This is a genomic window from Paraburkholderia phytofirmans (genome assembly GCF_046028095.1).
GTDB classification, from domain to species: Bacteria; Pseudomonadota; Gammaproteobacteria; order Burkholderiales; family Burkholderiaceae; genus Paraburkholderia; species Paraburkholderia phytofirmans_A.
Genome location: NZ_JAQQDJ010000006.1, coordinates 48,123 through 69,284, shown reverse-complemented (window position 1 = coordinate 69,284; position 21,162 = coordinate 48,123). Strand labels below are relative to the sequence as shown.

At 63.9% G+C, this 21,162-nt stretch carries 19 protein-coding genes; 7 read left to right on the top strand and 12 right to left on the bottom strand.

The window, feature by feature from the left end; translation table 11 throughout:
• Window positions 1-77: 77 nt before the first annotated feature.
• The 4 genes from cuyB to PQR54_RS18625 form a co-directional block, all read right to left on the bottom strand.
• Window positions 78-1,634, bottom strand: a complete 1,557-nt coding sequence (gene cuyB, locus PQR54_RS18640; RefSeq protein ID WP_408248207.1) for a cysteate racemase — start codon at window positions 1,632-1,634, stop codon at window positions 78-80.
• A 156-nt stretch (window positions 1,635-1,790) separates the two neighbouring features.
• Window positions 1,791-3,104, bottom strand: a complete 1,314-nt coding sequence (locus PQR54_RS18635; RefSeq protein WP_408248206.1) for an MFS transporter — start codon at window positions 3,102-3,104, stop codon at window positions 1,791-1,793.
• Window positions 3,105-3,175: 71 nt separating this feature from the next.
• Window positions 3,176-4,381, bottom strand: coding sequence for a CaiB/BaiF CoA transferase family protein (locus tag PQR54_RS18630; protein WP_408248204.1), 1,206 nt, complete (start codon window positions 4,379-4,381; stop codon window positions 3,176-3,178).
• Window positions 4,378-6,144, bottom strand: a complete 1,767-nt coding sequence (locus PQR54_RS18625; RefSeq protein WP_408248202.1) for an acyl-CoA dehydrogenase family protein — start codon at window positions 6,142-6,144, stop codon at window positions 4,378-4,380. Before PQR54_RS18625 ends, PQR54_RS18630 begins: the two co-directional genes overlap by 4 nt.
• 109 nt (window positions 6,145-6,253) lie before the next feature.
• Here PQR54_RS18625 and PQR54_RS18620 point away from each other — a divergent pair, with 109 nt between their 5' ends.
• Window positions 6,254-7,180, top strand: a complete 927-nt coding sequence (locus PQR54_RS18620; protein ID WP_408248200.1) for a LysR family transcriptional regulator — start codon at window positions 6,254-6,256, stop codon at window positions 7,178-7,180.
• Here the strand turns inward: PQR54_RS18620 and PQR54_RS18615 are convergent.
• Window positions 7,150-7,467, bottom strand: a complete 318-nt coding sequence (locus tag PQR54_RS18615; RefSeq protein WP_106285001.1) for a single-stranded DNA-binding protein — start codon at window positions 7,465-7,467, stop codon at window positions 7,150-7,152. The genes PQR54_RS18620 and PQR54_RS18615 overlap by 31 nt on opposite strands.
• Before the next feature lie 127 nt (window positions 7,468-7,594).
• Window positions 7,595-8,518, bottom strand: coding sequence for a LysR family transcriptional regulator (locus tag PQR54_RS18610; RefSeq protein ID WP_106312092.1), 924 nt, complete (start codon window positions 8,516-8,518; stop codon window positions 7,595-7,597).
• Window positions 8,519-8,746: 228 nt separating this feature from the next.
• Here PQR54_RS18610 and PQR54_RS18605 point away from each other — a divergent pair, with 228 nt between their 5' ends.
• Together PQR54_RS18605 and PQR54_RS18600 are read left to right on the top strand one after the other, a co-directional pair.
• Complete coding sequence (locus PQR54_RS18605; RefSeq protein ID WP_408248198.1) at window positions 8,747-9,739, top strand: glutathione S-transferase family protein; 993 nt, start codon at window positions 8,747-8,749, stop codon at window positions 9,737-9,739.
• 49 nt (window positions 9,740-9,788) lie between these two features.
• Window positions 9,789-10,238, top strand: a complete 450-nt coding sequence (locus PQR54_RS18600) for a VOC family protein (RefSeq protein ID WP_408248196.1) — start codon at window positions 9,789-9,791, stop codon at window positions 10,236-10,238.
• 8 nt (window positions 10,239-10,246) lie between these two features.
• On the opposite strand, the gene PQR54_RS18595 is transcribed toward PQR54_RS18600, so the two are convergent.
• Window positions 10,247-11,158: a LysR family transcriptional regulator gene (locus PQR54_RS18595; RefSeq protein WP_408248194.1), complete on the bottom strand. Its 912-nt coding sequence runs from the start codon at window positions 11,156-11,158 to the stop codon at window positions 10,247-10,249.
• 163 nt (window positions 11,159-11,321) lie between these two features.
• On the opposite strand from PQR54_RS18595, the gene PQR54_RS18590 reads away from it, so the two are divergent.
• From PQR54_RS18590 to PQR54_RS18580, 3 genes are all read left to right on the top strand, one after another.
• Window positions 11,322-12,065, top strand: a complete 744-nt coding sequence (locus PQR54_RS18590) for an SDR family oxidoreductase (RefSeq protein ID WP_408248192.1) — start codon at window positions 11,322-11,324, stop codon at window positions 12,063-12,065.
• Between the two features lie 70 nt (window positions 12,066-12,135).
• Window positions 12,136-13,032: an SDR family oxidoreductase gene (locus PQR54_RS18585; RefSeq protein WP_408248190.1), complete on the top strand. Its 897-nt coding sequence runs from the start codon at window positions 12,136-12,138 to the stop codon at window positions 13,030-13,032.
• A gap of 155 nt (window positions 13,033-13,187) precedes the next feature.
• A complete protein-coding gene (locus tag PQR54_RS18580) occupies window positions 13,188-13,637 on the top strand; it encodes a hypothetical protein (RefSeq protein ID WP_408248188.1) in 450 nt (149 codons plus the stop codon).
• A 50-nt stretch (window positions 13,638-13,687) separates the two neighbouring features.
• Here PQR54_RS18580 and PQR54_RS18575 read toward each other — a convergent pair whose 3' ends face one another.
• The 3 genes from PQR54_RS18575 to PQR54_RS18565 form a co-directional block, all read right to left on the bottom strand.
• On the bottom strand, window positions 13,688-14,713 hold the full coding sequence (locus PQR54_RS18575; protein WP_408248186.1) for an aldo/keto reductase: 1,026 nt from the start codon (window positions 14,711-14,713) through the stop codon (window positions 13,688-13,690).
• 109 nt (window positions 14,714-14,822) lie between these two features.
• Window positions 14,823-16,547 (bottom strand): tetratricopeptide repeat protein, encoded by a 1,725-nt coding sequence (locus tag PQR54_RS18570; protein ID WP_408248184.1) that lies wholly within the window; start codon window positions 16,545-16,547, stop codon window positions 14,823-14,825.
• 170 nt (window positions 16,548-16,717) lie between these two features.
• Window positions 16,718-17,287, bottom strand: a complete 570-nt coding sequence (locus tag PQR54_RS18565) for a DUF4142 domain-containing protein (RefSeq protein WP_408248182.1) — start codon at window positions 17,285-17,287, stop codon at window positions 16,718-16,720.
• Between the two features lie 412 nt (window positions 17,288-17,699).
• Here PQR54_RS18565 and PQR54_RS18560 point away from each other — a divergent pair, with 412 nt between their 5' ends.
• Window positions 17,700-18,677 carry a chemotaxis protein gene (locus PQR54_RS18560; RefSeq protein WP_408248180.1) on the top strand — a complete coding sequence of 326 codons (978 nt, stop codon included), beginning with the start codon at window positions 17,700-17,702 and terminating at the stop codon, window positions 18,675-18,677.
• 269 nt (window positions 18,678-18,946) lie between these two features.
• Here the strand turns inward: PQR54_RS18560 and PQR54_RS18555 are convergent, their stop codons facing one another.
• The gene (locus tag PQR54_RS18555; protein ID WP_408248178.1) at window positions 18,947-20,038 is read right to left on the bottom strand and encodes an asparaginase; all 1,092 of its coding nucleotides are present in this window, start codon (window positions 20,036-20,038) and stop codon (window positions 18,947-18,949) included.
• Between the two features lie 93 nt (window positions 20,039-20,131).
• Window positions 20,132-21,061 (bottom strand): LysR family transcriptional regulator, encoded by a 930-nt coding sequence (locus tag PQR54_RS18550; protein ID WP_408248176.1) that lies wholly within the window; start codon window positions 21,059-21,061, stop codon window positions 20,132-20,134.
• Window positions 21,062-21,162: the final 101 nt, after the last annotated feature.

Sequence of the window (21,162 nt, the reverse complement as noted above, 5' to 3'; positions counted from 1 at the left end):
CAAGCCATGTGCCGATCGTGACGAGAAGGGTTTAGCGCCGCTCGAAGCGGCGCGGGAGTGAGAGAGGCGTTATCGCGCTAGGCTTTTGCAAGCCGACGAGAGGTCGGGACGAGCGCATCGCTATTAACGGCAAACGCTTTTCGCGCTGATCGGCCGACTGACGGCATCGTAGCGGCCAGCGTCGAATCCAGCGCACCGCTTTGCCCCAGCGCATACGCCACACACCGCTTCGCCAGCACCTCGCTCGGATCGACCAGCCTGACGACCAATCCACCCGCGCACGTCAGCGTCGCATCGCGCAGCAACAGCGGCAACTCGGTACAGCCCAGCACGATCACCCGCACGCCTTGCGCAACCAGATCGTCGACGGCAGCGGCCAGATCGTCGCAGCACTCGCCCGAGGTGAAGCCCGCCTTCGCGCCTTTCGGCCCATAGATGGCGCTCATCAGCCGCGCCTGTGCCGCTTCGCCGGGCGCAATCTGCACGAAACCTCGCGCTTCGAGCGACCTTTCATAAACACGGCTCGCCAGCGTCCCCGAGGTGGCAAGCACGCCGATTTCGCGCAGCCCCGGAAAGCTCCCGGACAGATAATCCACGGTACAGGTCAGCATATTCACAATCGGAATGCTGAGCGACGGCTGGATCCGCTCGACGAACGCATGCGCCGTATTGCATGGAATCGCGATGACATCCGCGCCGCCGTCCTCGAGTGTCTTGCAGGCGGCATACAGCGCGAGCGTCGGATCGTCGCCGTTGCCGAGCAGCGCGGCCGTGCGATCCGGAATCTGCGGATTCTGCTCGACCATGATCTTGATGTGGTCCTGATCGCACGCGGCGGGCGTATTGCGCACCAGCTTGCCCAGGAAGTCGACCGTCGCCGCCGGCCCGACGCCGCCCAGCACGCCCACCTTGAAGCGCCGCTCCTGCTGCGAAAATTGAGCTGCCGCGACGTAGCGCGCGTAGACCCGATTGGCGTCGACGAGCGGCACGTCGAGCCGGCCGAGCGAGCGCGCGACCATTGCGATTTCGGCGAGTCCCGGCAGAATGATTTCCGCGCCCTGTGCGATGAGGTCCGCGCACGCCGCGCGTAACAACTCGACCGGGCGTCCATAGAGGCGGCCGTTCCGGATGCCTTCGTCGCTGTAGACGGCGCTCGTCACGCAATCGACGCCCGCTTCGTTGCGCGGATGCAGCACGTCGAAGCGCGTGGCGTCGAAGTAACGCTCGAAAAGACCGTTATCGCGGATGGCGTCCGAAGTCAGCACGCCGATCCGCCGCACCGCCGGAAACGCCAGGCGCACGTGCGCCGATAGCGCCGTCATGATGTTGGCGACCGGCACGGCGACGTTCGCCGCGAGTTCATCAATAAAAGTATGGCTCAGGAAACACGGCAGCACGATCGCCTCGACGCCGCGCTTCTCAAACGCGCGCATCGTGTCGAACACGTGAATCTTGAACCGGGCGTTCGCCTCGCTCTGCGAGGCCGGCCCATGCCAGGACTGCTGCTCGAGAATCAGATCGTAGGGCCGCGCCGCGTCCGGCCGGTCCCAGGCGGCGCTCAACCGGCACAGAACATCGGCGCTGGCGAACTGCGCCGCGCCGGTCACGACGCCCAGCGAACGATAGCGATTCATGATGGCTTCCCCCGTCGTTTTTTTGCCGCCAGCCTCGATGGTAGGCGGCTTTTGCGCGGTTGAGGATGACATTATGTGCGCCGACTATGACGTGGGGTTAACCACGAATCGCCAATTACTGCGTGTTTCCTTAAGTCGCTCGCGCCGGCCAGACGGCTAGGCCGCTTCGACGACACCATGCGCCGCGCCGCGCTTGCGACGCTCCAATGTGCCGATACACACCAGCGATACCCCGGCCAGAACACTATAGAACACGGCCAGCGGCCACCATGCCCCCGGATAACGATGCGCGAGCAACGTTCCGATCAGCGGCGTCAGACCGCCGGCCAGCGCGGCGCACACCTGATACGACAGCGAAATCGCCGAATACCTGACACGCACCGGGAACGCGGTCGACATGAACCCGGCCATCACTGCGTAAGAACTCGACATGCACATCACCGCCAGCGCAATGCCGATCACGATCGCCACCGGCCGCCCGGTCGAAACGAGCGCGAACATCGGATAAGGCGACAACATCGCCAACGCGGCCGCGCCCTTCAGAAACCGCCCCGTGCCGATGCGTTGCGCGAACCATCCCGAGCCCAGTTGCGTGAACAACTGGATGAACGCCACCACGAACAGACAATCGAGTATCAACGAACGATCGAGGCCGAGCGTTTGCGTCGTGTAATTGAGCATGAAGGTGTTGACGAACCATGCGCCGGCCACGCCGATCACGTTCGCGCCGAGGCACAGCAACAGCGTGCGCCACGCGTCGCGCACGACCTCGGCGACGGGCAGCGCGGCCACGCGCCGTTGCGCCTTGAGCGCCTTGAACTCCGGCGATTCGTCGACGCCCGCGCGGATCAGCAGGCCGACCACCAGCAGCACCGCGCTCGCGAGAAACGGCAGGCGCCATCCCCAGCTGAGAAACGCGTCCTTGTCCATCGAGGCCACCGCGCGGAACGCAAGCAGCGACAGGATCAAGCCCGCCGGACTGCCGAGTTGCGCGAACGATGCGAAGAACGTGCGCCGTCCTTGCGGTGCATGCTCGCTCGCCATCAGCACCGCGCCGCCCCACTCGCCGCCGATCGCAATGCCCTGCGCGACCCGCAGCAGCACGAGCAGCGCCGGCGCCCACACGCCGGCGCTCGCATAGGTCGGCAGGAAGCCGATGCCGACGGTGCCGATGCCCATGATCGCCAGCGTCGCCACGAGCGCTTTCTTGCGGCCGATGCGGTCGCCGAGGTGGCCGAACACCAGCCCGCCGAACGGTCGCGCGAAGAAGCCGACCGCGAAGGTGCCGAACGAAGCCAGCGTAGCGAAAAACGGATCGCTGCCGGGAAAGAACAGCTTGCCGAATATCAGCGCGGACGCCGTGGCGTAGATATAAAAGTCATACCACTCGATCGTGGTGCCGACAAAAGCCGCGGCTGCGGCGCGTGTCGGTTGCCGGCTGGCGGCGTGGGCGTCTTGCTCGCGATTCATGTCTCTGTCTCCAAGGTCTTTCTTCTGGATGTGGCGCGGCTTCTGCGTGCCGTCGCCGGGAACTGCGCTGTTTAGGCTTTGAGCACGCCCGCCTCCAGCAAACGCTGCTGGGTCGCGGCGTCGATGCCCAATTCATCGAGCACGTCGCGCGTATCGGCGCCGAGCGACGGCGGCGCGCTGCGATAAGTGGCCGGCGTGCGCGACAACTTGATCGGCGAAGCGGTGCCGCGATACTCGCCCATCTCGACCACCAGGCCGCGATGCAAGGTATGCGGATGGCGCGCCACGACATCGACCGTTTGCACCGGTCCGCATGGCACGCCCGCGTTGATGAGCGCATGCGCGAGCGGCTCGCACTCATGCGCGGCGAGCAGGCTTTCGAGCGCGGCTTTCAGCGGCTCGCGATGCGCGCAGCGGCTGCGGTTGTCGACGTAACGCGGATCGTCGGCGAGTTCGGGCGCGCCGAGATGCGCGCATAGCTTCGCGAACTGCCGGTCGTTGCCGACCGCGAGAAAGATCGGCGCGGTCGCGGTGCGATAGCTGTCGTACGGCGTGATGTTGGGATGCGCGTTGCCGCTGCGCTGCGGCGTGCGGCCCGAGCCGAAATAGTTCGGCAGATGCGGATGCAGCAGCGAGACGCCGCAGTCATACAAGGCGATATCGATCGACTGGCCACGGCCGCTCTTCGCGCGTTCGGCGAGCGCGAGCAGAATGCCGGCGAGCGCGTTCAGTCCGGTGACCATGTCGACGACCGGCAAGCCGACGCGCGTGGCAGGACCGTCGCGCTCGCCGTTCACGCTCATCAGACCGGTCATCGCCTGAATCGCGGCGTCGTAGCCGGGCAAGCCGCCGAGCGGACCGTCGGGACCGAAGCCCGACACGGCGCAATGAATCAGCTTCGGGAAACGTTCGCGTAGATCGCGCTCGTAGTCCATACCCCAGCGCGCGAGCGTGCCGGGTTTGAAGTTTTCGACCAGTACGTCGGCGTCTTCCAGCAGCTTCCACAGGATCGCGCGGCCTTCTTCCCGCGAGAGATCGACGGCGATGCCCTGCTTGTTGCGATTCACGCCCGCGAAGTACCACGCGGTGTCGCCGTAGAACGGCGGTCCCCAGCCGCGCGTTTCGTCGCCGTTGGGCGGTTCGAGCTTGATCACCTGCGCGCCGTGATCGGCGAGCGCCTGTGTGCAATATGGGCCGCCGAGCACGCGGCTCAGGTCGATGACCTTGAGGCCTTGCAATGCGCCTTTTGCGCCGTCATTTTGAAGCGGCGCGGTCATCGCACGCTCCCTGCCGGCAGCAGTCGCAGCGCCTGGTCGAGCGTGACGCTGCGGCCGTTGACCAGTGCGTCGATCACGTCGCTTTCATCCGTTTCCGAATGCAATGCCAACGGATCGGATGGCAGCAGCTTGTGCCGCACCACCAGATGAGCGAGTGCGAGACGCCGGTAATCCGGCGCGAGACGTACGCCTTCACACGCCATCAACACGGCGGTGCTCGCGTGATACAACGCGGTGCCCGCTTGTCGCACCCACTCGTCGCGGCCCGAATCCGCGACGCTCGCCAGCGCATCGCACGCACGCGCGAGTGTTGCGCGCAGCAATGCGAGACTGGCCGCCGGCAATCCCGCCGCGCCGAGCAGATCCTGCAGATACGCACGCAACGGTTCCAGCGCGCCGTCGCGTTTCGCGGCTCGCGCGATGTCGAGCGCGACGATGTTGCTGGTGCCTTCCCAGATCGAGCCGAGATGCGCGTCGCGCACGAGCCGCGCGTCGCTCCATTCTTCGATATAGCCGGTGCCGCCACGCACCTCCATCGCATCGCCGGTCACGCGACGCGCGTCGCGGCACGCGCGAAACTTGATGAGCGGCGTGAGGATGCGCACGCACTTCGCCGCTTGCCGGTCGCCGGCGTCGGCCTGCTCCAGCAGCAGCGCGATACGCATGAACATCGAGCGCGCCTGCTCGGCGGGCAGCATCATCTTGAGCAGCTGACGCTGCATCAACGGCATGTCGATCAGCTTGCGGCCGAACGCTTCGCGATTTCGCGCGATGTGCAGCGCCTCGGTCAGCGCGCGGCGCATCAAACCCGCCGCCCGCACGCCGTTCGACAGACGCGACATGTTGATCATGTCGGCCATCTGATGAAAACCGCGCCCCACTTCACCGATCAGATACGCGAGCGCGCCTTCCAGCACGATCTCGCCGCTCGCCATCGAACGGCTGCCGAGCTTGTCCTTCAAACGCACGATCCGGTAGCTGTTGCGCGAGCCGTCCGGCAGCGTCTTCGGCAGCAGGAACAGTCCGAGTCCGTTGATGCCGGCGGGCGCCGTGTCGGGGCGCGCGAGCACCATCGCGAGATCGGCGTCGGCGTTCGAACAGAACCATTTGTCGCCATACAGACGCCACGATTCGTCACCGTTCGCATCGGTTTCGAGCGACGCGCGCGTGGCAATGCGCGCGACGTCCGAGCCCGCCGCCTGCTCCGTCATGAACATCGCGCCCTGAAACAGCGTGTCGAAATCGCGCGAGGCGAGCATCGGCAGAAAACGCGCGACCAGTTCCGGCGCGCCGAATTTGCGCAGCGTGCGCGTGAGCGAATCGGTCATGCTCACGGGGCAGCACAGGCCGAATTCCGCCTGCACGAACAGGAAGGTCAGCGCGTATTTCACGAGCGGTGGCGGCGATTTCTTGCCGTCGCGAGTCTCGTGGCTCATTGCGGCGAGTCCCAACTCCGCGTAAGCCACCCGTTCAAGCGCGACGTAATCCGGATGCTTGTCGATGCTTTGCAGCGCTTCGCCGCGCCGCGTGCGGTGGTGCAATTGCGGCGGATTCTTGTCGGCGGACAGCGCCCACACGTCGAGTTCGTCGGAAGCGCGCTGGCCCAGCGAGACGAGCTGGCTTTCGAGTTCGTCAAACAGCGTGTCGCCGAGATGCAGTTTCAGCAGCCGCTCGAAGTCGGGATCGCTGGTGAAGAAGTTGATGCCCCGGCTATCGGGAATGTTCGACGAGCCGTGTGCCGGCTGCGCGGTGATTTCGCTCATGCGTGTCTCCTTTGTTGAAGCAGCATATGAGCGCCGTCGATAATCGTCTAATACAACTTATATCCGGTACGATAGACATAGCTTATCGATAAAGAATCGGGAGACAGCCGTGGACCTGAAGCAATTGCGCTATTTCGTGGCCGTCGCCGAAGAGCTGCATTTCGGCCGCGCTGCCAAGCGGCTGTTCATTTCGCAGCCGGCGCTCAGTTTCGACATTCGCAAGTTCGAGGAGCAACTCGGCGTGCAATTGCTCGCGCGCACCAACAAAACGGTGTCGCTGACCAATGCCGGCCAGGTGCTGCTCGGTGAAGCGCGCCGCCTGCTATTGCAGGCGAACGAGGCGGAACGCATGACGGTTCGCTCGGCGAATGGCCTCGCCGGCCGCTTGCGGATCGGCTTCGTGAACTCGATGCTGTATCGCGGCATGCCGCAGGCGGTGAAGCGCTTCGAGGCCGATTACCCGGGCGTCGAAATCGTCCTGAAGGAGATGAACACCAGCGAACAGGTGCACGCGATCCAGCGCATGCAGATCGACATGGGCTGCGCGCATTGGGGCAATTTTCCGACCGACGTCATTTCCACGCCGATCTTTTCCGAGCCTTTCCTGTGCTGTCTGCCTGCCGCTCATCCGCTGGCGCGCAAACGCAAGGTCGATCTGCGCGCGTTGGCGCAGGAGCCGTTCATTCTGTTTCCGCGCACCGTGTCGCCGCATTATCACGATCTGATCATTGCGCAGTGCGTGGGAGCGGGATTCAGTCCGTTGATCCGCCATGAGGCGCGCTTGTGGCAGACCGTCGTGACGATGGTGGGCTTCGGCATGGGTGTGGCGCTCGTGCCGTACACGTTGCGTCAGATGCAGGATCCGCGCGTCTGCTTTTTGCCGCTAATGAGCGAGACGCTCATGTCGCAAGTGCTGTTGTTGCGCCGGAGCGGCGACGCGGAACCTGTGGCGGACCGCTTCGTCGAGTATCTTAGGGACGCCGGCGCCAAGCCGCCGGGCACCGCTCATTCATCCGCTTCGCGGCGGCCTTCGTAAGCCGTCAATAGCTTGTGCGCGACCATGTCCACGGCCGGTTTGACGAGCCCGTTCTTGTCGGTCCAGACTTTCGGCGTCAAGGTGCCGCTCAGCGCGACACTGTCCGCGTCGCTCAATGCGAGCAGCGCGGTTTGCACGTCGTCGTCGAAGGCGATTACGTTGACGAAAATCGTGTCGCCGTCGTTGGTGGCCGCGCGCACCTTGCAGGTCACGAAACGCCTGCCGTTCTGCCCCGTGCGAATCTGCGCCTCGCCGTACAACCGCCCGCCCACCAGTCCATCGATCATCGCCCTGCTCCTCTTGTTTCGTACCGTGCGCCAAGCAGAATCGCCCCGCACGGCGCGTATGATCCCACGAGAAGCGGCTGTGGCTGCATAAAAAACGCCGCTCAGGCGCGAACCAACGGCATGAGCATCACGCGCCGATCGTCATATCCACGCCGCGCACGAGGCGCTTCGCCAGCCGCGGTTGCCGCAATTGTTCGAGCCACCACTGCAATGCGCGCCCTTCGTGATCGCCGCGCCACGCGACGTACAGCACGTTCGGTTCGCGCGGGTCGGCCGTCGCCTTCTCGATCAACTCGCCCTGCTTCAACAGCGACGCGACGCGCTGACGCGGCAACCAGCCCACGCCCAGGCCGTCGCGCTGCGCCAGGATTTTTGCGCGCATCGACGGCACGGCCAGCGACGCCTGTCCGCCGATCAAACCATAAGCACGCCCCGCCGTCGTACGCGATGAATCCGCCACCACTACCGCGCGATGTTCGAGGATCCGTTCGCGGCCGAGCGGCCCCTCGACGGCCGCCAGCGGATGACGCGGCGACACCGCGAACACCCATTCCATCACGCCGAGTTCGAACCAGCGCAGGCCGGGAATTGCCGGCGGCTCGTTGGTCGCACCCACGATCAGATCCGCGCGGCCGTCGCGCAGCGCCTCCCAGGTGCCGCTCAAGACTTCGTGCGTGAAGCGCAGCTTGACGCCGGAGTCGAGCGCATCGAATGTGCGCACCACCGGCATCAGCAGTTCGAATTCGATGATCTCGTCCGTGACGATCCAGAGGCGGTCTTCCCAGCCGCTCGCGATCTGCTTCACGCGCTGCGTCATGCGCGACATGTCGAGCATCAGACGCGCGGCTTCATCGGCGAGCAACTGGCCGGCGGGCGTGAGTTGCAAGCGGTAGCGGCGCCGGTCGAACAGCAGCGCGTCGAAGCGCGTCTCCAGTTGCCGGGCGGCGTGTGAGACCGTGGACGGCGCCTTGCCGAGGCGCGCCGCCGCGCGCGACAGGCTGCCGGTCTCGCGAATCGCGTCGAGTAAAGCCAGTTCGTCTTCCGACAACATGTTCCATTCCTTCGAACGAGTTCGACGAAACGATGGTACGGCAAAGCGCCAATGCTAGTCCACTATGGCGATATGGCGGCAGTGTTGGCTGCGAGAACAGTTGGCGTGTGCTTTCGGAAATGCCGCACAAGCCACTAGTGAATCACTGCCAACGCGGCCGGCGCCACGTCTGGAACATTCATTGCGCACGCTCGTGGCACAGCACGCGCAAGCAAAAGGAGCAGCGAGATGGGACTTTTAGTGGACGGGCAATGGCAGGACCGCTGGTACGACACCAAGTCGACCGGCGGCCGTTTCGTGCGCAAGGACGCGGCGTTCCGCAACTGGGTCACCGCCGATGGCTCGCCCGGTCCGAGCGGCAGCGGCGGCTTCGAAGCGCAAGCGGGACGCTACCATCTGTACGTGAGCCTCGCCTGCCCGTGGGCGCATCGCACCTTGATCGTGCGGGCGCTTAAAGGCCTCGAAGCGATGATCGACGTCTCGGTCGTGCACTGGCTGATGCTGGAAAACGGCTGGACCTTCGCGGACGGCCCCGGCGTCGTGCCCGACCGCGTCAATCACGCGAAGCTGCTCCACCAGGTCTACACCGCCGCCGATCCTCACTACAGCGGCCGCGTCACGGTGCCGATCCTGTGGGACAAGCAACGGGCCACGATCGTCAGCAACGAATCGTCGGAAATCATTCGCATGCTGAATTCGGCGTTCGACGGCATCGGCGCGAAGCCCGGCGATTTTTATCCGGCGCCGTTGCGTCCGCAAATCGATGCGATCAATGCGCGCGTCTACGACACGCTGAACAACGGCGTCTACAAGGCAGGCTTTTCCACCACGCAGCAAGCCTACGAAGAAGCCGTCACGCCGCTCTTCGAAACGCTCGACTGGCTCGACGCGCAACTCGCGACGCGGCGTTATCTGACCGGTGCGCAACTCACCGAAGCCGATATCCGGCTGTTCACGACGCTGATCCGCTTCGACGCCGTGTATGTCGGCCACTTCAAGTGCAATCTGCGCCGCATCGCCGATTACCCGAATCTGTCCGCCTACACGCGCGACATTTACCAGTTGCCCGGCATTGCGCAGACGGTCGATTTCACGCACATCAAGCGGCATTACTACGAGAGCCATCGCGGCATCAATCCGACCGGCATCGTGCCGCTCGGTCCGGTTCAGGATTTCTCCGCGCCGCACGATCGGGCTCGCTTCGGGAATCCGGCTCATTAAACGCCGCTGTTAGTTAGCAGCCGCATTCTGTTCAGGAGTAGAAGACATCATGCAAAACAGTTCCGGCACACGGCCGCCCGTTCAAGGTCTGCGCCTCGACAACGTGGCGCTTGCCACCGGCGATCTGAATGCGTCGATCGCCTGGTACGAAACGGTGTTGGGCTTCACGTTGATCGAGCGCGGCCGCTTCGACGCGGTCGGCGCGGACTTCGCGATGATCGAAGCGGCGGGCGTGCGCATCGAACTGGTGTCGCGTCCTTACGCCGAGCATCTACGGGTGGATCGCACGGCGCCGCCCCATCATCTGGACGTGCTCGGCTACAAGGCCATCGTGTTCGAGACCGACGACCTGGCGGCCGCGACGGCCACGCTCAGGCGACACGGCGTGGAATTGCTGTGGGCCGACCAGCCGCTCAACGCCGAACGCAGTTCGACCATGTTGCGCGATCCCGAGGGCAATCTGATCAACATCTTCGGCCCGCGCCGCGCGGCGGCCTGAGAGCGCTTTCACGACGCGCCGCCTGTCGTGGCCGCAGCCGCCTCGAAAATATCGCGCAGCCACTGCGCGAACACCCGCACCCGCGACGACAACTGACGGTTCTGCGGATACAGCACGGACACCGGCATGGGCGGCGGCGGAAAGTCGGCGAGGATGATTTTCAGCCGCCCCGTCGCCAGCTCGGCCGCCACGCGGTATTGCGGCACCTGCACGATGCCGAGCCCGGCGAGCGCCGAGCCTGTATAGAGTTCGGTGCCGGTCACCGACACCGCCGAGGGCAGGACCATCGCCACCTCGCGGCCCGCCACGTTGAATTCGAGCGGCACGGCCTTGCCCGTCGCGCTCGACACGTAATTAACCGCCCGATGCGTGGACAGCGCCGACGGCTCGGCCGGCTCGCCATAGGCGGCGAGATACGCCGGACTCGCGACCGTCACTTGCGGCAATTGCGCGACGCGGCGCCCCACCATCGACGAATCCTGCAGATTGCCCGCGCGCAGCACGCAGTCGACACCCTCCCGCACCAGATCGACGAGCCGGTCGTCTTCGCCGATGGTCAGCTCGATTTCCGGATAGCGCGCGAGAAATGCCGGCAGCGCCGGCACGACAAAGTGCCGCGCCAGCGTGCCCTGCAAATTCACCCGCAACAAACCCTTCGGCGCGAGGTTCGAAAACGAGCCCTCGGCCTCCTCCATGTCGGCGATCAGACGCACGCAGCGGCGGTAGTACGCCTCGCCGTCGTGCGTGAGACGCACCGTGCGCGTGGTGCGTTCGAGCAGCCGCGCGCCGAGCCGCTGCTCCATGCGCTTCATCAGATTGGTGACGGTGGCGCGCGGAATCTGCAAATCGTCCGAGGCACGCGTGAAGCTTTGCCGCTCGGCGATCCGGATGAAAACCCGCATTTCCTCGAAACGATCCATGGTTGGTGCCTGGCGTTGCCTGTTTTTATGACGCCGGGCAGGTGGCCGGCGTGCTAATTGTTAAAGTAAATGGAATGATGATGCTCAGTCTAACCCGATTATCTAGGCGCCGAAAGCGTCCATGATTCACCTCACTCATCCACCCGTCACGAGGAAACGAATCATGAACACGCTCAACAACGCCAAGGTAGCGATCGTCACCGGCGCATCGCGCGGCATCGGCGCGGCGGTCGCACAACGTCTGGCCAAGGACGGTTTCGCCGTCGCGGTCAATTACGCATCCAGTTCCGCCGAAGCCGATCGGCTCGTCGCTGAACTCACGGCAGCCGGCGCCAAAGCCATCGCGGTGAAAGCCGACGTGTCGAACGCCGACGACGTGCGCCGCCTGTTCGAGATCGCCGAACAGCAGCTCGGCAAGGTGGACGTGCTGGTCAACAACGCGGGCGTGCTCAAGACCGTGCCGCTCGCCGACACCAGCGACGCGCTCTACAACCAGACCTTCGACATCAACGTGCGCGGCACTTTCAACACTTTGCGTGAAGCAGCCGCGCGCATGAACGACGGCGGCCGCATCGTCAATTTTTCGAGCACCACGCTCGCGCTGAACATGCCGGGCTACGCGATCTACAACGCGACGAAGGCTGCCGTCGAAGCGTTCACGCACGTGTTCGCCAAGGAACTGCGCGGCCGCGACATCACCGTCAATGCCGTGGCGCCGGGTCCGATCGCGACGTCGCTGTTCCTCGACGGCAAGACCGAAGAACAGATCCAGACCTTCGCGAAGATGCCGCCGCTGCAACGCCTCGGCCAGCCGGACGACATCGCGTCGGTGGTGGCGTTCCTCGCCGGTCCGGACGCGGGCTGGGTCAATGGGCAGATTCTGCGTGCGAACGGCGGCATTGCTTGAGGCGTTTGACTCGCATCGCTCCGGGCAGGCTATGAAGGCCGCCCCACTCTCATCGAATCGGAGAAGAAAAATGCAGAAGAAGATCATTCTCGTAACGGGCGCCGGTACGGGTATCGGCAAACTCAGCGCACAGTCTCTCGCCGAAGCCGGACATATCGTCTACGCGACGATGCGCGACGTCGAAGGACGCAATAAGCCGCGCGCCGACGAAATGCGCGAGCTCGCCAAAGCAAAGGGCATCAAGTTGCATCCGCTCGAACTCGACGTGTTGTCGCAAGCATCGGCCGATGCCGCGGCGGCGACGATCGTCCGCGAACAGGGACGGCTCGACGTGGTGATGCAGAACGCCGGCCATCTGGTGGTCGGGCCGAGCGAAGCCTTCACGCCCGAAGAAATGGTGAAGGTGTTCGATACCAACCTGTTCGGCGCGCAACGCGTGAATCGCGCCGTGCTGCCTTATCTGCGTCAGCAGGAAGCGGGCTTGATGCTGTGGGTCAGCAGCTCGACGAGCAAGGGCGGCTTTCCTCCCTTCCTCGGCCCGTATGGCGCCGCGAAAGCGGCGATGGATTCGCTGGCGGTTTCGCTCGCGTATGAGATCGCGCGCTTCGGCATCGAGACCTCGATCGTGGTGCCGGGCGCGTTCACACGCGGCACCGCTCACTTTCCGAGCGCGGGCAAGCCGGCCGATACCGAACGGGCCGCAGCCTACGCACGCTACGACGGTGTGATGGATCAGATCGGCGCTCGCTTGTCCGAACTGACGCCCGACGACGCCGATCCGCAAGCCGTGGCCGATGAAATCGTGCGGATCGTCGGCCTGCCTTCAGGCGAGCGGCCGATGCGTTCGGTGATCGACTTTGTCGGCGATGGCGCGCGCGAGGTGCTCGAAGTATCGGAGCGTGTGCGGATCGAATTTGCCAGGCGAATCGGCATGGGCGATTTGCTGGAAGCGCGGGTTCGGCGTTGAACGTGACGACGGCGAGGCACCACGCAGTGAGAGCCATCACGCTGATCGCATGCGCTGTTCTGCTGCCGGTTCTCATCGGCGCATGCGATGCCCAGACTCAAACTTCCGACGCGTCCAACGCGTCCGGCGCATCCGTCACGACGAGGAGCACGACCATGAAACCTTCGGTTACGTACCTTCATTTGCTGAAGCACACGCCGTTCTTTACGAGCCTGACGACGGATCAGCTACGCTGGGTGATCGGCCATTCGCATGAATGGGAAGCGCAGGCCGGCACGGTCGTCGCGCAATGCAACGACAGCGCGACAACTGCCGGGGATCAACCGATGTGGATTCTGCTGGACGGCGGCTGGCAAGTTGAAGCTGGTCAGCACGTTTATCCGGCGGACCACGCAAGCGCGGGCAAGTGGTTCAGCGCGGGAGCAGCGGCGACGACAAGCGCCGCGTGCCGCCTCGTCACCACCGAGCACAGCTACGTGATGAAAATCGAACGCGCCGACTTCGACGCCATGCTCGCGCAAGGTTTCGCGTTCGGCCCGCATCTCGATGCCGGCCGCCGCTACTACAACGAACTATTCGCCGCCCCGGCCGAACTCGCGAAATGAGTCCGAGCCGGAGCGCGTGTCGAGCAGTGTGCTTTCACATGAAAGCGCGCTCACACCGCCTTCGGATTGCGCTCCACGAACCCTTCCTGATGCCAGTACGGATAAGCGGGACGCACGGCGCTCGCCGCGTCGAGCTTGGCCACCTGCTCGGGCGTCAGATTCCAGCCCACCGCGCCGAGGTTCTGCCGCAACTGTTCCTCGTTACGCGCGCCGATCAGCACGGTCGACACCGTCGGCCGCTGCAGCAGCCAGTTCAGCGCGATCTGCGGCACGGTCTTGCCCGTTTCGGCGGCGATCTCATCGATGGCATCGAGCACGCGGAACAGATACTCGTCCGGCACCGGCGGCCCCATGTCGGCGGTTTTATGCAGGCGGCTCGAATCGGGCAGCGGCTGGCCGCGCTTGATCTTGCCGGTCAGGCGCCCCCAGCCGAGCGGACTCCACACCACCGCGCCCACGCCCTGATCGACGCCGAGCGGCATCAGCTCCCACTCGTAATCGCGGCCGACCAGCGAGTAGTAGGTCTGATTCGCGACGTAGCGCGGATAGCCGTAGCGGTCCGCCACGTCCTGCGATTTCATCAGATGCCAGCCGGAGAAATTCGACACGCCGGTGTAGCGGATCTTGCCCGCGCGCACCAGATCGTCGAGCGTGGACATGACTTCGACGACCGGCGTTCTGGCGTCGAAACCGTGCAGTTGAAACAGGTCGATGTAATCGGTTTGCAAGCGCTTGAGCGCCGAGTCAACGGCCTGGATCAGATGGAAGCGCGACGAGCCGACGCTGTTCGGGCCGTCGTCGAAACGGAAGGTCGCCTTGGTCGAGATGATCGCCTTGTCGCGCTTGCCCTTGAGCGCTTCGCCGAGCACCGACTCGGACGCGCCGCTCGAATAGATGTCCGCGGTGTCGAACATGGTGACGCCCGCATCGAAGCAGATGTCGAGCAGACGCCGCGCCTCGACGACGTCGGTCGCGCCCCAGGCCTGGAAGAACTCGCCCTTGCCGCCGAACGTGCCCGTGCCGAAACTCAGCACCGGCACCTTGAAACCGGATGCACCCAGATGTCTGTATTCCATTGATGACTCTCCATGGCTTAGCCGTCGATAAACGGACGTTTAGTCTACGCGCGTCCGCGAGATTGCGTCGGCCAGCGCGCAGGGATTGTGGCGGCTGCGAACGAGGTCTTTATCGTGTATGCGCTGCGCCCGTAACCATTGCGTTCAGCGCATCACGCGCGGCCATCATCACACTGTCCCAATCGCCGAGCGCCGCTTGCCTGAACAACCGGGCCCGCGGATACCACGGCGTATCCGTGCGTTCCAGCATCCACCGCCAGCAGGTGTCGAAGCGGTTCAGAATCCAGACCGGTTTGTCGAGCGCGCCAGCCAGATGCGCGGTGGACGTGTCCACGGAAATCACCAGATCGAGGTTCGCCACCAATGCCGCGGTGTCGGCGAAGTCGTCGAGTTCTTCCGTGTAATCGATCACAGGTTCGCCGCGCGCGGCGCTTTCGAGTTGCTGTGCCGCCGGTCCCTTTTGCAAGCTGAAGAACTGCACGTTCGGCACGTCGAGAAGCGGCGCGAGTCGTGCGAATGCGATCGAACGGCGCGCATCGTTCTTGCGAAGTTCGGCGACATGCGGACGGTTTCCGCCTGCCCACACGAGTCCGACTTTGAGGCGCGCGTCCGCTTGCGCGTGAAGCCGCTCGCGCCATTGGCGAGCCGCTTCGGCGTCCGCGTAGAGATAAGGCGTTGCCGATGGAATGCTGTCGAGGCCGGTCTTGAATGCGAGCGGCAAACTCAGCAGCGGACAGTGACAATCGAACGATGGCAGCGTTTGCCCGGTTTCGATCAACTGATCCACACCGTCGAGCGTGGCCATGAGACGCATCAATTCGCGCGGCACTTCGAGCACGACCTTCGCGCCGAGTTTCGACACCAGCGCGGCATAGCGGCAAAACTGCAGCGTGTCGCCGAGGCCCTGCTCCGCGTGCAACAGAATCGTCTTGCCGTCGATCGAAAAATCGCCGAGCCAAAGCGGTTGCGCAAAACTGCGCCGGCTCGCCTTGATGCGGCTGCGCTCCCAGCGCCATTCATATTTTTGCCAGCCGGCTTCGAGCTGTCCCATTTGCAGCAGGCACAGTGATTCATTCCAATGTGTTTCCGCGGCATCAGGATTCACGGCCAGAGCGCGTTCGTAACTCACGAGCGCTTGCGCGTGCTGGCTGAGATCGATCTGCGTGAGGCCGAGGTTGTTCCAGGCATCGGCGAATGCCGGCGCCAATTCCAGCGCGCGACGGTAGCAGCGTTCCGCTTCTTCCGGCTGGTTCAGGTCGCTGAATGCATTGCCGCGATTGCTCCACGCGTCGGGATAATTCGGTTGCAGCGCGAGCGCGTGATCGCAGCTTGCGAGCGCATCGGCGGGACGGCCCAGATCGCGCAGCACGCACGCACGATTGTTCCAGGCTTGCGCGAAATCCGGGTTCAACGCAAGCGCGCGATCGAAGCTGCCGAGCGCATCGAGCGGCCGGTTCAGGCCGGCTTGCGCGTTGCCGCGGTTGTTCAGTGCGTCGGGGAATTTGGGCTGCAAGGCGAGCGCCCGATCGGTGCTCGCGAGGGCTTCGTCGAAACGCTGCAGGACGTTCAACGCATAGGCGAGATTGGAATGAAGCGGCGCCTGTTTCGCGTTGACGGCAAGCGCTTTTCTGAGTAACTCGACGCCCTCTTGCACGCGGCCCGCTTGCAGCGCCAACGCGCCGAGCAATTGCAGCGCGTCGAAATGACGGGGCTTGAGTTCGAGAATCTCGCGGTAGAGTTCTTCGGCCTCGGCGAATGCGCCGTTCTGCTGAAGCGCGACGGCTTGCCGAAGCATGTGGTCCAACTGTTGCGGCAAATTGGCGGGCTTGCTCATGCGGAGAGCTTTGATCGAATGCGCGTGAAAACCGTGGGAGCTTTCGAGTTGCGGAGCGCCGCGCAAGACCCGGCGCGCAGCGGACTCGAAAGAGCGAAGCCGATTATCGCCGAAAACCACGCATCGGGAGGGCCGCGCGTCACGCCGCAACGTGACGCGCGTTCAACCGCTTACTGCGCGGCCGGCAGATGCTTACGCTTGGCGAGATCCTGCGCCATTGCGTAGTGTTCCTGGATCGTCGGCAATGCCTTCTTCGCCGCGTCCTTCAACTGCTCGTCGCGGCCCGACGCGATTTCCGCCTGGAATGCCGACAGCGCTTTCTGTTCGCCGGCGAGCGCGACCTGTTCGATATAGGCCTTGTCGAATTCGGCGCCACGCAGGTTGTTGATGCTCGCGAGCACCGCCGCGTCGGGATCGTTCTTCGGCACATCGACGCCGCGCGGGCTCGCCGCGCGCAGTGCGTCCGAGATTTTCGCGTTGTCGGTCGAGACGCGCTCGGCGAAGGCCTTGACGTCGCGGTCGGTCGAGCGCGAGGTCGCGATGCGCGCGGCGTCGCGTTGCGTCGCGACGGCCTTGGTGCCGTCCGCGATGAACGTCTGGTCGGCGGCATGCAGACGGCCGGCGTCTGCCGCGGCCGCTGCCGGCGCCGCCAGCGTAGTTTGAGCGTTGGCCGCGCCGGCGACGACGAGCAGTCCAGCCATGCAGGCGCTGGCGATGGTGGCGAGAGGCAAGCGGATCATACGTTCTCCTTGAGGTGGAAGCGAAACGACGGCGATGCGTGTGCGCCTCAGGCGTCGGGCCGACTGCGCGCTTTCCTTGCAGTCAGCTTGCGGGCCGCTGACGGCGCCACGCTTTAATCGCTGTGAATTCTAGGAGCCGTGCCCTGCGGCATGTGATACGACGCTGTCGCTTCTGTAACGTTAGGTAACCTTCATATGAATGCCTTGACATGCCTGTATTGCGGCCCATGTGCTCGCGCCGACTCATGCCCTCAATATCGGTTGCGTGTTAACCAGAGCATGCGAGGAAAACAGTGCGGAATCGCTGAACTTTCCGTCCGCCGCGCCGATAACAGAAAGGTAGGGCGCGCGCCAGGATCGAACGACACGGTTGGGTGGCGCATCACACGCACCGTAATCCTGGAGAGATTCGATGGCAGTAGACAACCGCGCGAACGATGAACGCAGCAACCTGACGAGTTCCAACAAGTTCGAGTTGCTGCTGTACCGCCTGGGCTCGGTGCCCGGTAGCGACGCGCACGAGCTTTATGGCATCAACGTCTTCAAGGTGCGGGAAATCTCGACGATGCCCACGGTGACGCCGATTGCCGGTTCGTCGCCGTTCGTGATGGGCGCCGTGGATATTCGCGGGCAGATCATTCCGGTGATCGACTTGCCGCGGTTGATGGGGTGTGAGCCGTCGCGCGGACTGAATATTTTGCTGGTGACGGAGTTTGCGCGGTCGACTCAGGCGTTCGCGGTCGAGGAGGTCGACGATATCGTGCGGCTGGAGTGGAATCAGGTTTTGTCCGCCGAAGGTGCGGCTGGGGGCAATCTTGTGACCAGCATTGCGCGGATCGATGGGAATACCGGGGATTCGCGGTTGGCGCAAGTGATCGATGTCGAGCAGGTGCTGCGGGATGTGTTTCCGTCACAGCATCCTAGTGTGGATCCGACTTCCGTTGGAGATGCGTTAGGGATTCCGCGTGGGGCGAAGATTCTTGCTGCTGATGATTCTGGGTTTGCCCGGAAGCTTATCGAGCAGGCTTTGAGTGCTATTGGCGCGGATTATGTGATGACCAAGACTGGGGAAGAGGCATGGAATACCTTACAGCAGGTTGCGCGTGAGGCGCAGGCTAATGGGACTCGTGTTAAGGATAGGATTGCGCTTGTTTTGACGGATCTTGAGATGCCTGAGATGGATGGGTTTATGCTCACTCGGCAGATCAAGGCTGATGAGCGGACTCGGGATATTCCAGTCATTATTCATTCTTCTCTCACTGGCGCTGCTAATGAGGCGCATGTGAAGAATGCCGGGGCTAATGGGTATGTGGCGAAGTTTGCCGCTTCGGAGTTGGCGGATGCTATTCGGAATGCGATTGGGGTTTTGCCTTCGGCGGTTGCTGCTTGAGTGGGTTTTTTCTGGGGTTCTTTGTTTGTTGGCCTTTCCTTGAATTCGTGGGGGTCTATTAGCGTCGCCCCTATGCGGGGCGGCACTTACTTTCTTTGCCGCCGTGCAAAGAAAGTAAGCAAAGAAAGCGGCTTTGCACCGCTAGCTCATAAGCGGGTCCCTCGCACAGCCGCGGTAGTGGTGCATCTGGAATCTGTGTTCTCGCACATTCCGCTCTCGTGACACAGCAGTCATTCTTCCGGCGGCGCTGCGCGCGCCGCTGCGGTCGTTCATTCTATGGTGGCTTGCGGTGCGCGGTTGAGCGCGACCGAGTACGTTATTCGGCTCGTTTGGATGCCCATTGTGTTCAACATCCTCGGTGCGTGGAACGTCGCGAGTTTCGCTCGTTGTTCCGGTGTGCCGATGTCCAGCAACGCTAGCAGTTCCGTTACCACCGCATACAGTACGGCGACGTTGCCGTCCTCGATTTTTATCGCGAGGCCCAGCGCGCCTTGCGCGCCTGCCCTCTTTGTCTGCTCGGATGCTCGTACGCCTATCGCGTAGCTGCCGTCCGCGCCGACCTTGCCGACCAGCGCGCCGTCGAATGCCTCCATCAACTGCGTGCAGAAGCGGCCCTCGCCCGCTACCCATTCGGGATACGTTGTCATCGCGCGGTAGATTCGGGCGAGCGCTGACGTGCGCGATGTGACTGGCCGTGCGTTCGACGATACCTCGTCTTCCGCTGCGGCCAGCTTCGCGAACAGGCGGGCGAGGCGATCGAGCGGAAAAGCCGGCGTCGGTAGATTGCAGCCGTCGGTCGCCCATTGCACTGCTTCGTCAGGTAAGTCGCAGACGTCCGCAACCGTGTGTTTTACTCGCACCTGCAATGGATGGTCGGGTCGTTCATACCCCTCTATCGAAGCCCCGATCGATTGCGCGCCGGCCAGCATACCCGCGTGTTTGCCGGAGCAGTTGCTGCATACGCCGCCCCGCTTGAAGTCGCGTTTGAGCCAGTCGATATGGACGGCGTCGGATAACGGTGGATGGCCGCCGCAGCGCAAATCGGCTTCGCTCGCCTGCGCCTTGGCCAGCATCTGGCGCGTGCGCTCGATGTGGCGCGCCTCGCTGCTGTGCGAGCCGCACATCAGCGCAAGGTCCGCTTCGTCGAAACCGAAACGCTCCAGTGCGCCAGTCTCCAACACCGCCAACGCCTGCGCAGGCTTCGCCGCGGAACGCGCCAGCGTCATGCGTGACGGATCGCCGAATGAGGCCAGCAGCCGGCCACTCGCATCGACCACCGCGACGTGCGCCACATGCGTGTTCTCAATCGAAGCGCCACGATAGACAGTCGCCGCAATCGGCCCGGTTTCGCGCGTGCTCATGCTGGTTCTCCTCGTCACTGATCGAATCGATGGGACTGCATTGAATCATGAATTACGCGGGCAATTCCACTTTCGTCTCGCGCGCGGTGGCTCTCATCCGGCATCGAGCGTGTCGTGAAGATGCTCGGCGAGGTAGTCGATCAATGCCCTCACCTTCGGCGGCAAGAATCGATTCGGCGGATAGAGCAGCCACACCGAACCGACGTAAGCGCGCGCTTCGAGATTCCAGTTGTGCAGGACCTGCACGAGTTCGCCGCTCTGCAGTGATTCCGCGGCCGCGAATTCCGGTACGCACGCAATGCCGAAATCCTGCAGCGCGGCTTCGAGTCGCGCGCCGGCATGATTGGCGATGTAGCGGCCCTTCACGTCGACGCTCTGTGTCTCCGTGCCGCGGCGAAAGCGCCAGCGGTTGTCGTCGGCGGTCTCGCCCAGGTAGATGCAAGCGTGCTTCTGCAGATCGCGTGGCTGCGCCGGTGTGCCGCGCTCACGCAAATACGCCGGCGTCGCCACCAGCAGCCAGCGCACCGCGCCCAACCGGCGCCCCGCGAGTCCCTGCGGTGGATGCTCGGTCAGGCGGATCACCAGATCGACATCTTCGGCGAGCGGGTCGACGTCGTGATCGGTGAAGAGAAGCTGCAGGTCCACTTCGTCGTAAGCGCGCAGGAAGCCGGCAATCAGCGGGTGAATCACGGACCTCGCGAACTGGGTCGGCGCGCTCACGCTCACCTTGCCTTGCGGTCTGCCGGCCAGTTGCCCGGCGGCGTCGACCGCGCCCGACGCGGCGCTCACCATGTCTCGACAGAATCGCACCACCTGAGCGCCCGATTCCGTCACCCGCACCGTGCGCGTGGAGCGCTCGAGCAAACGTGTTGCCAGCGCGTCTTCGAGCCGCTTGATCTGACGGCTGACCGTCGACGGCGTGCTGCCGAGTTGCCGCGCCGCCACCGAGAAGTTGCCGGCGTCGACGACGCGCGCAAAAACCGCCATGTCCGGCAGCAAGGCAAAAAGCTCGGTTGGGGTCATCGTTCCGGGTCCATGAGTGTGGCCAGGCATTAATGCATTTGCGACATAAACGCTGTTCGCAGAGACCCGATTATCACGCGAGACGCAAAGTTCGACAATAC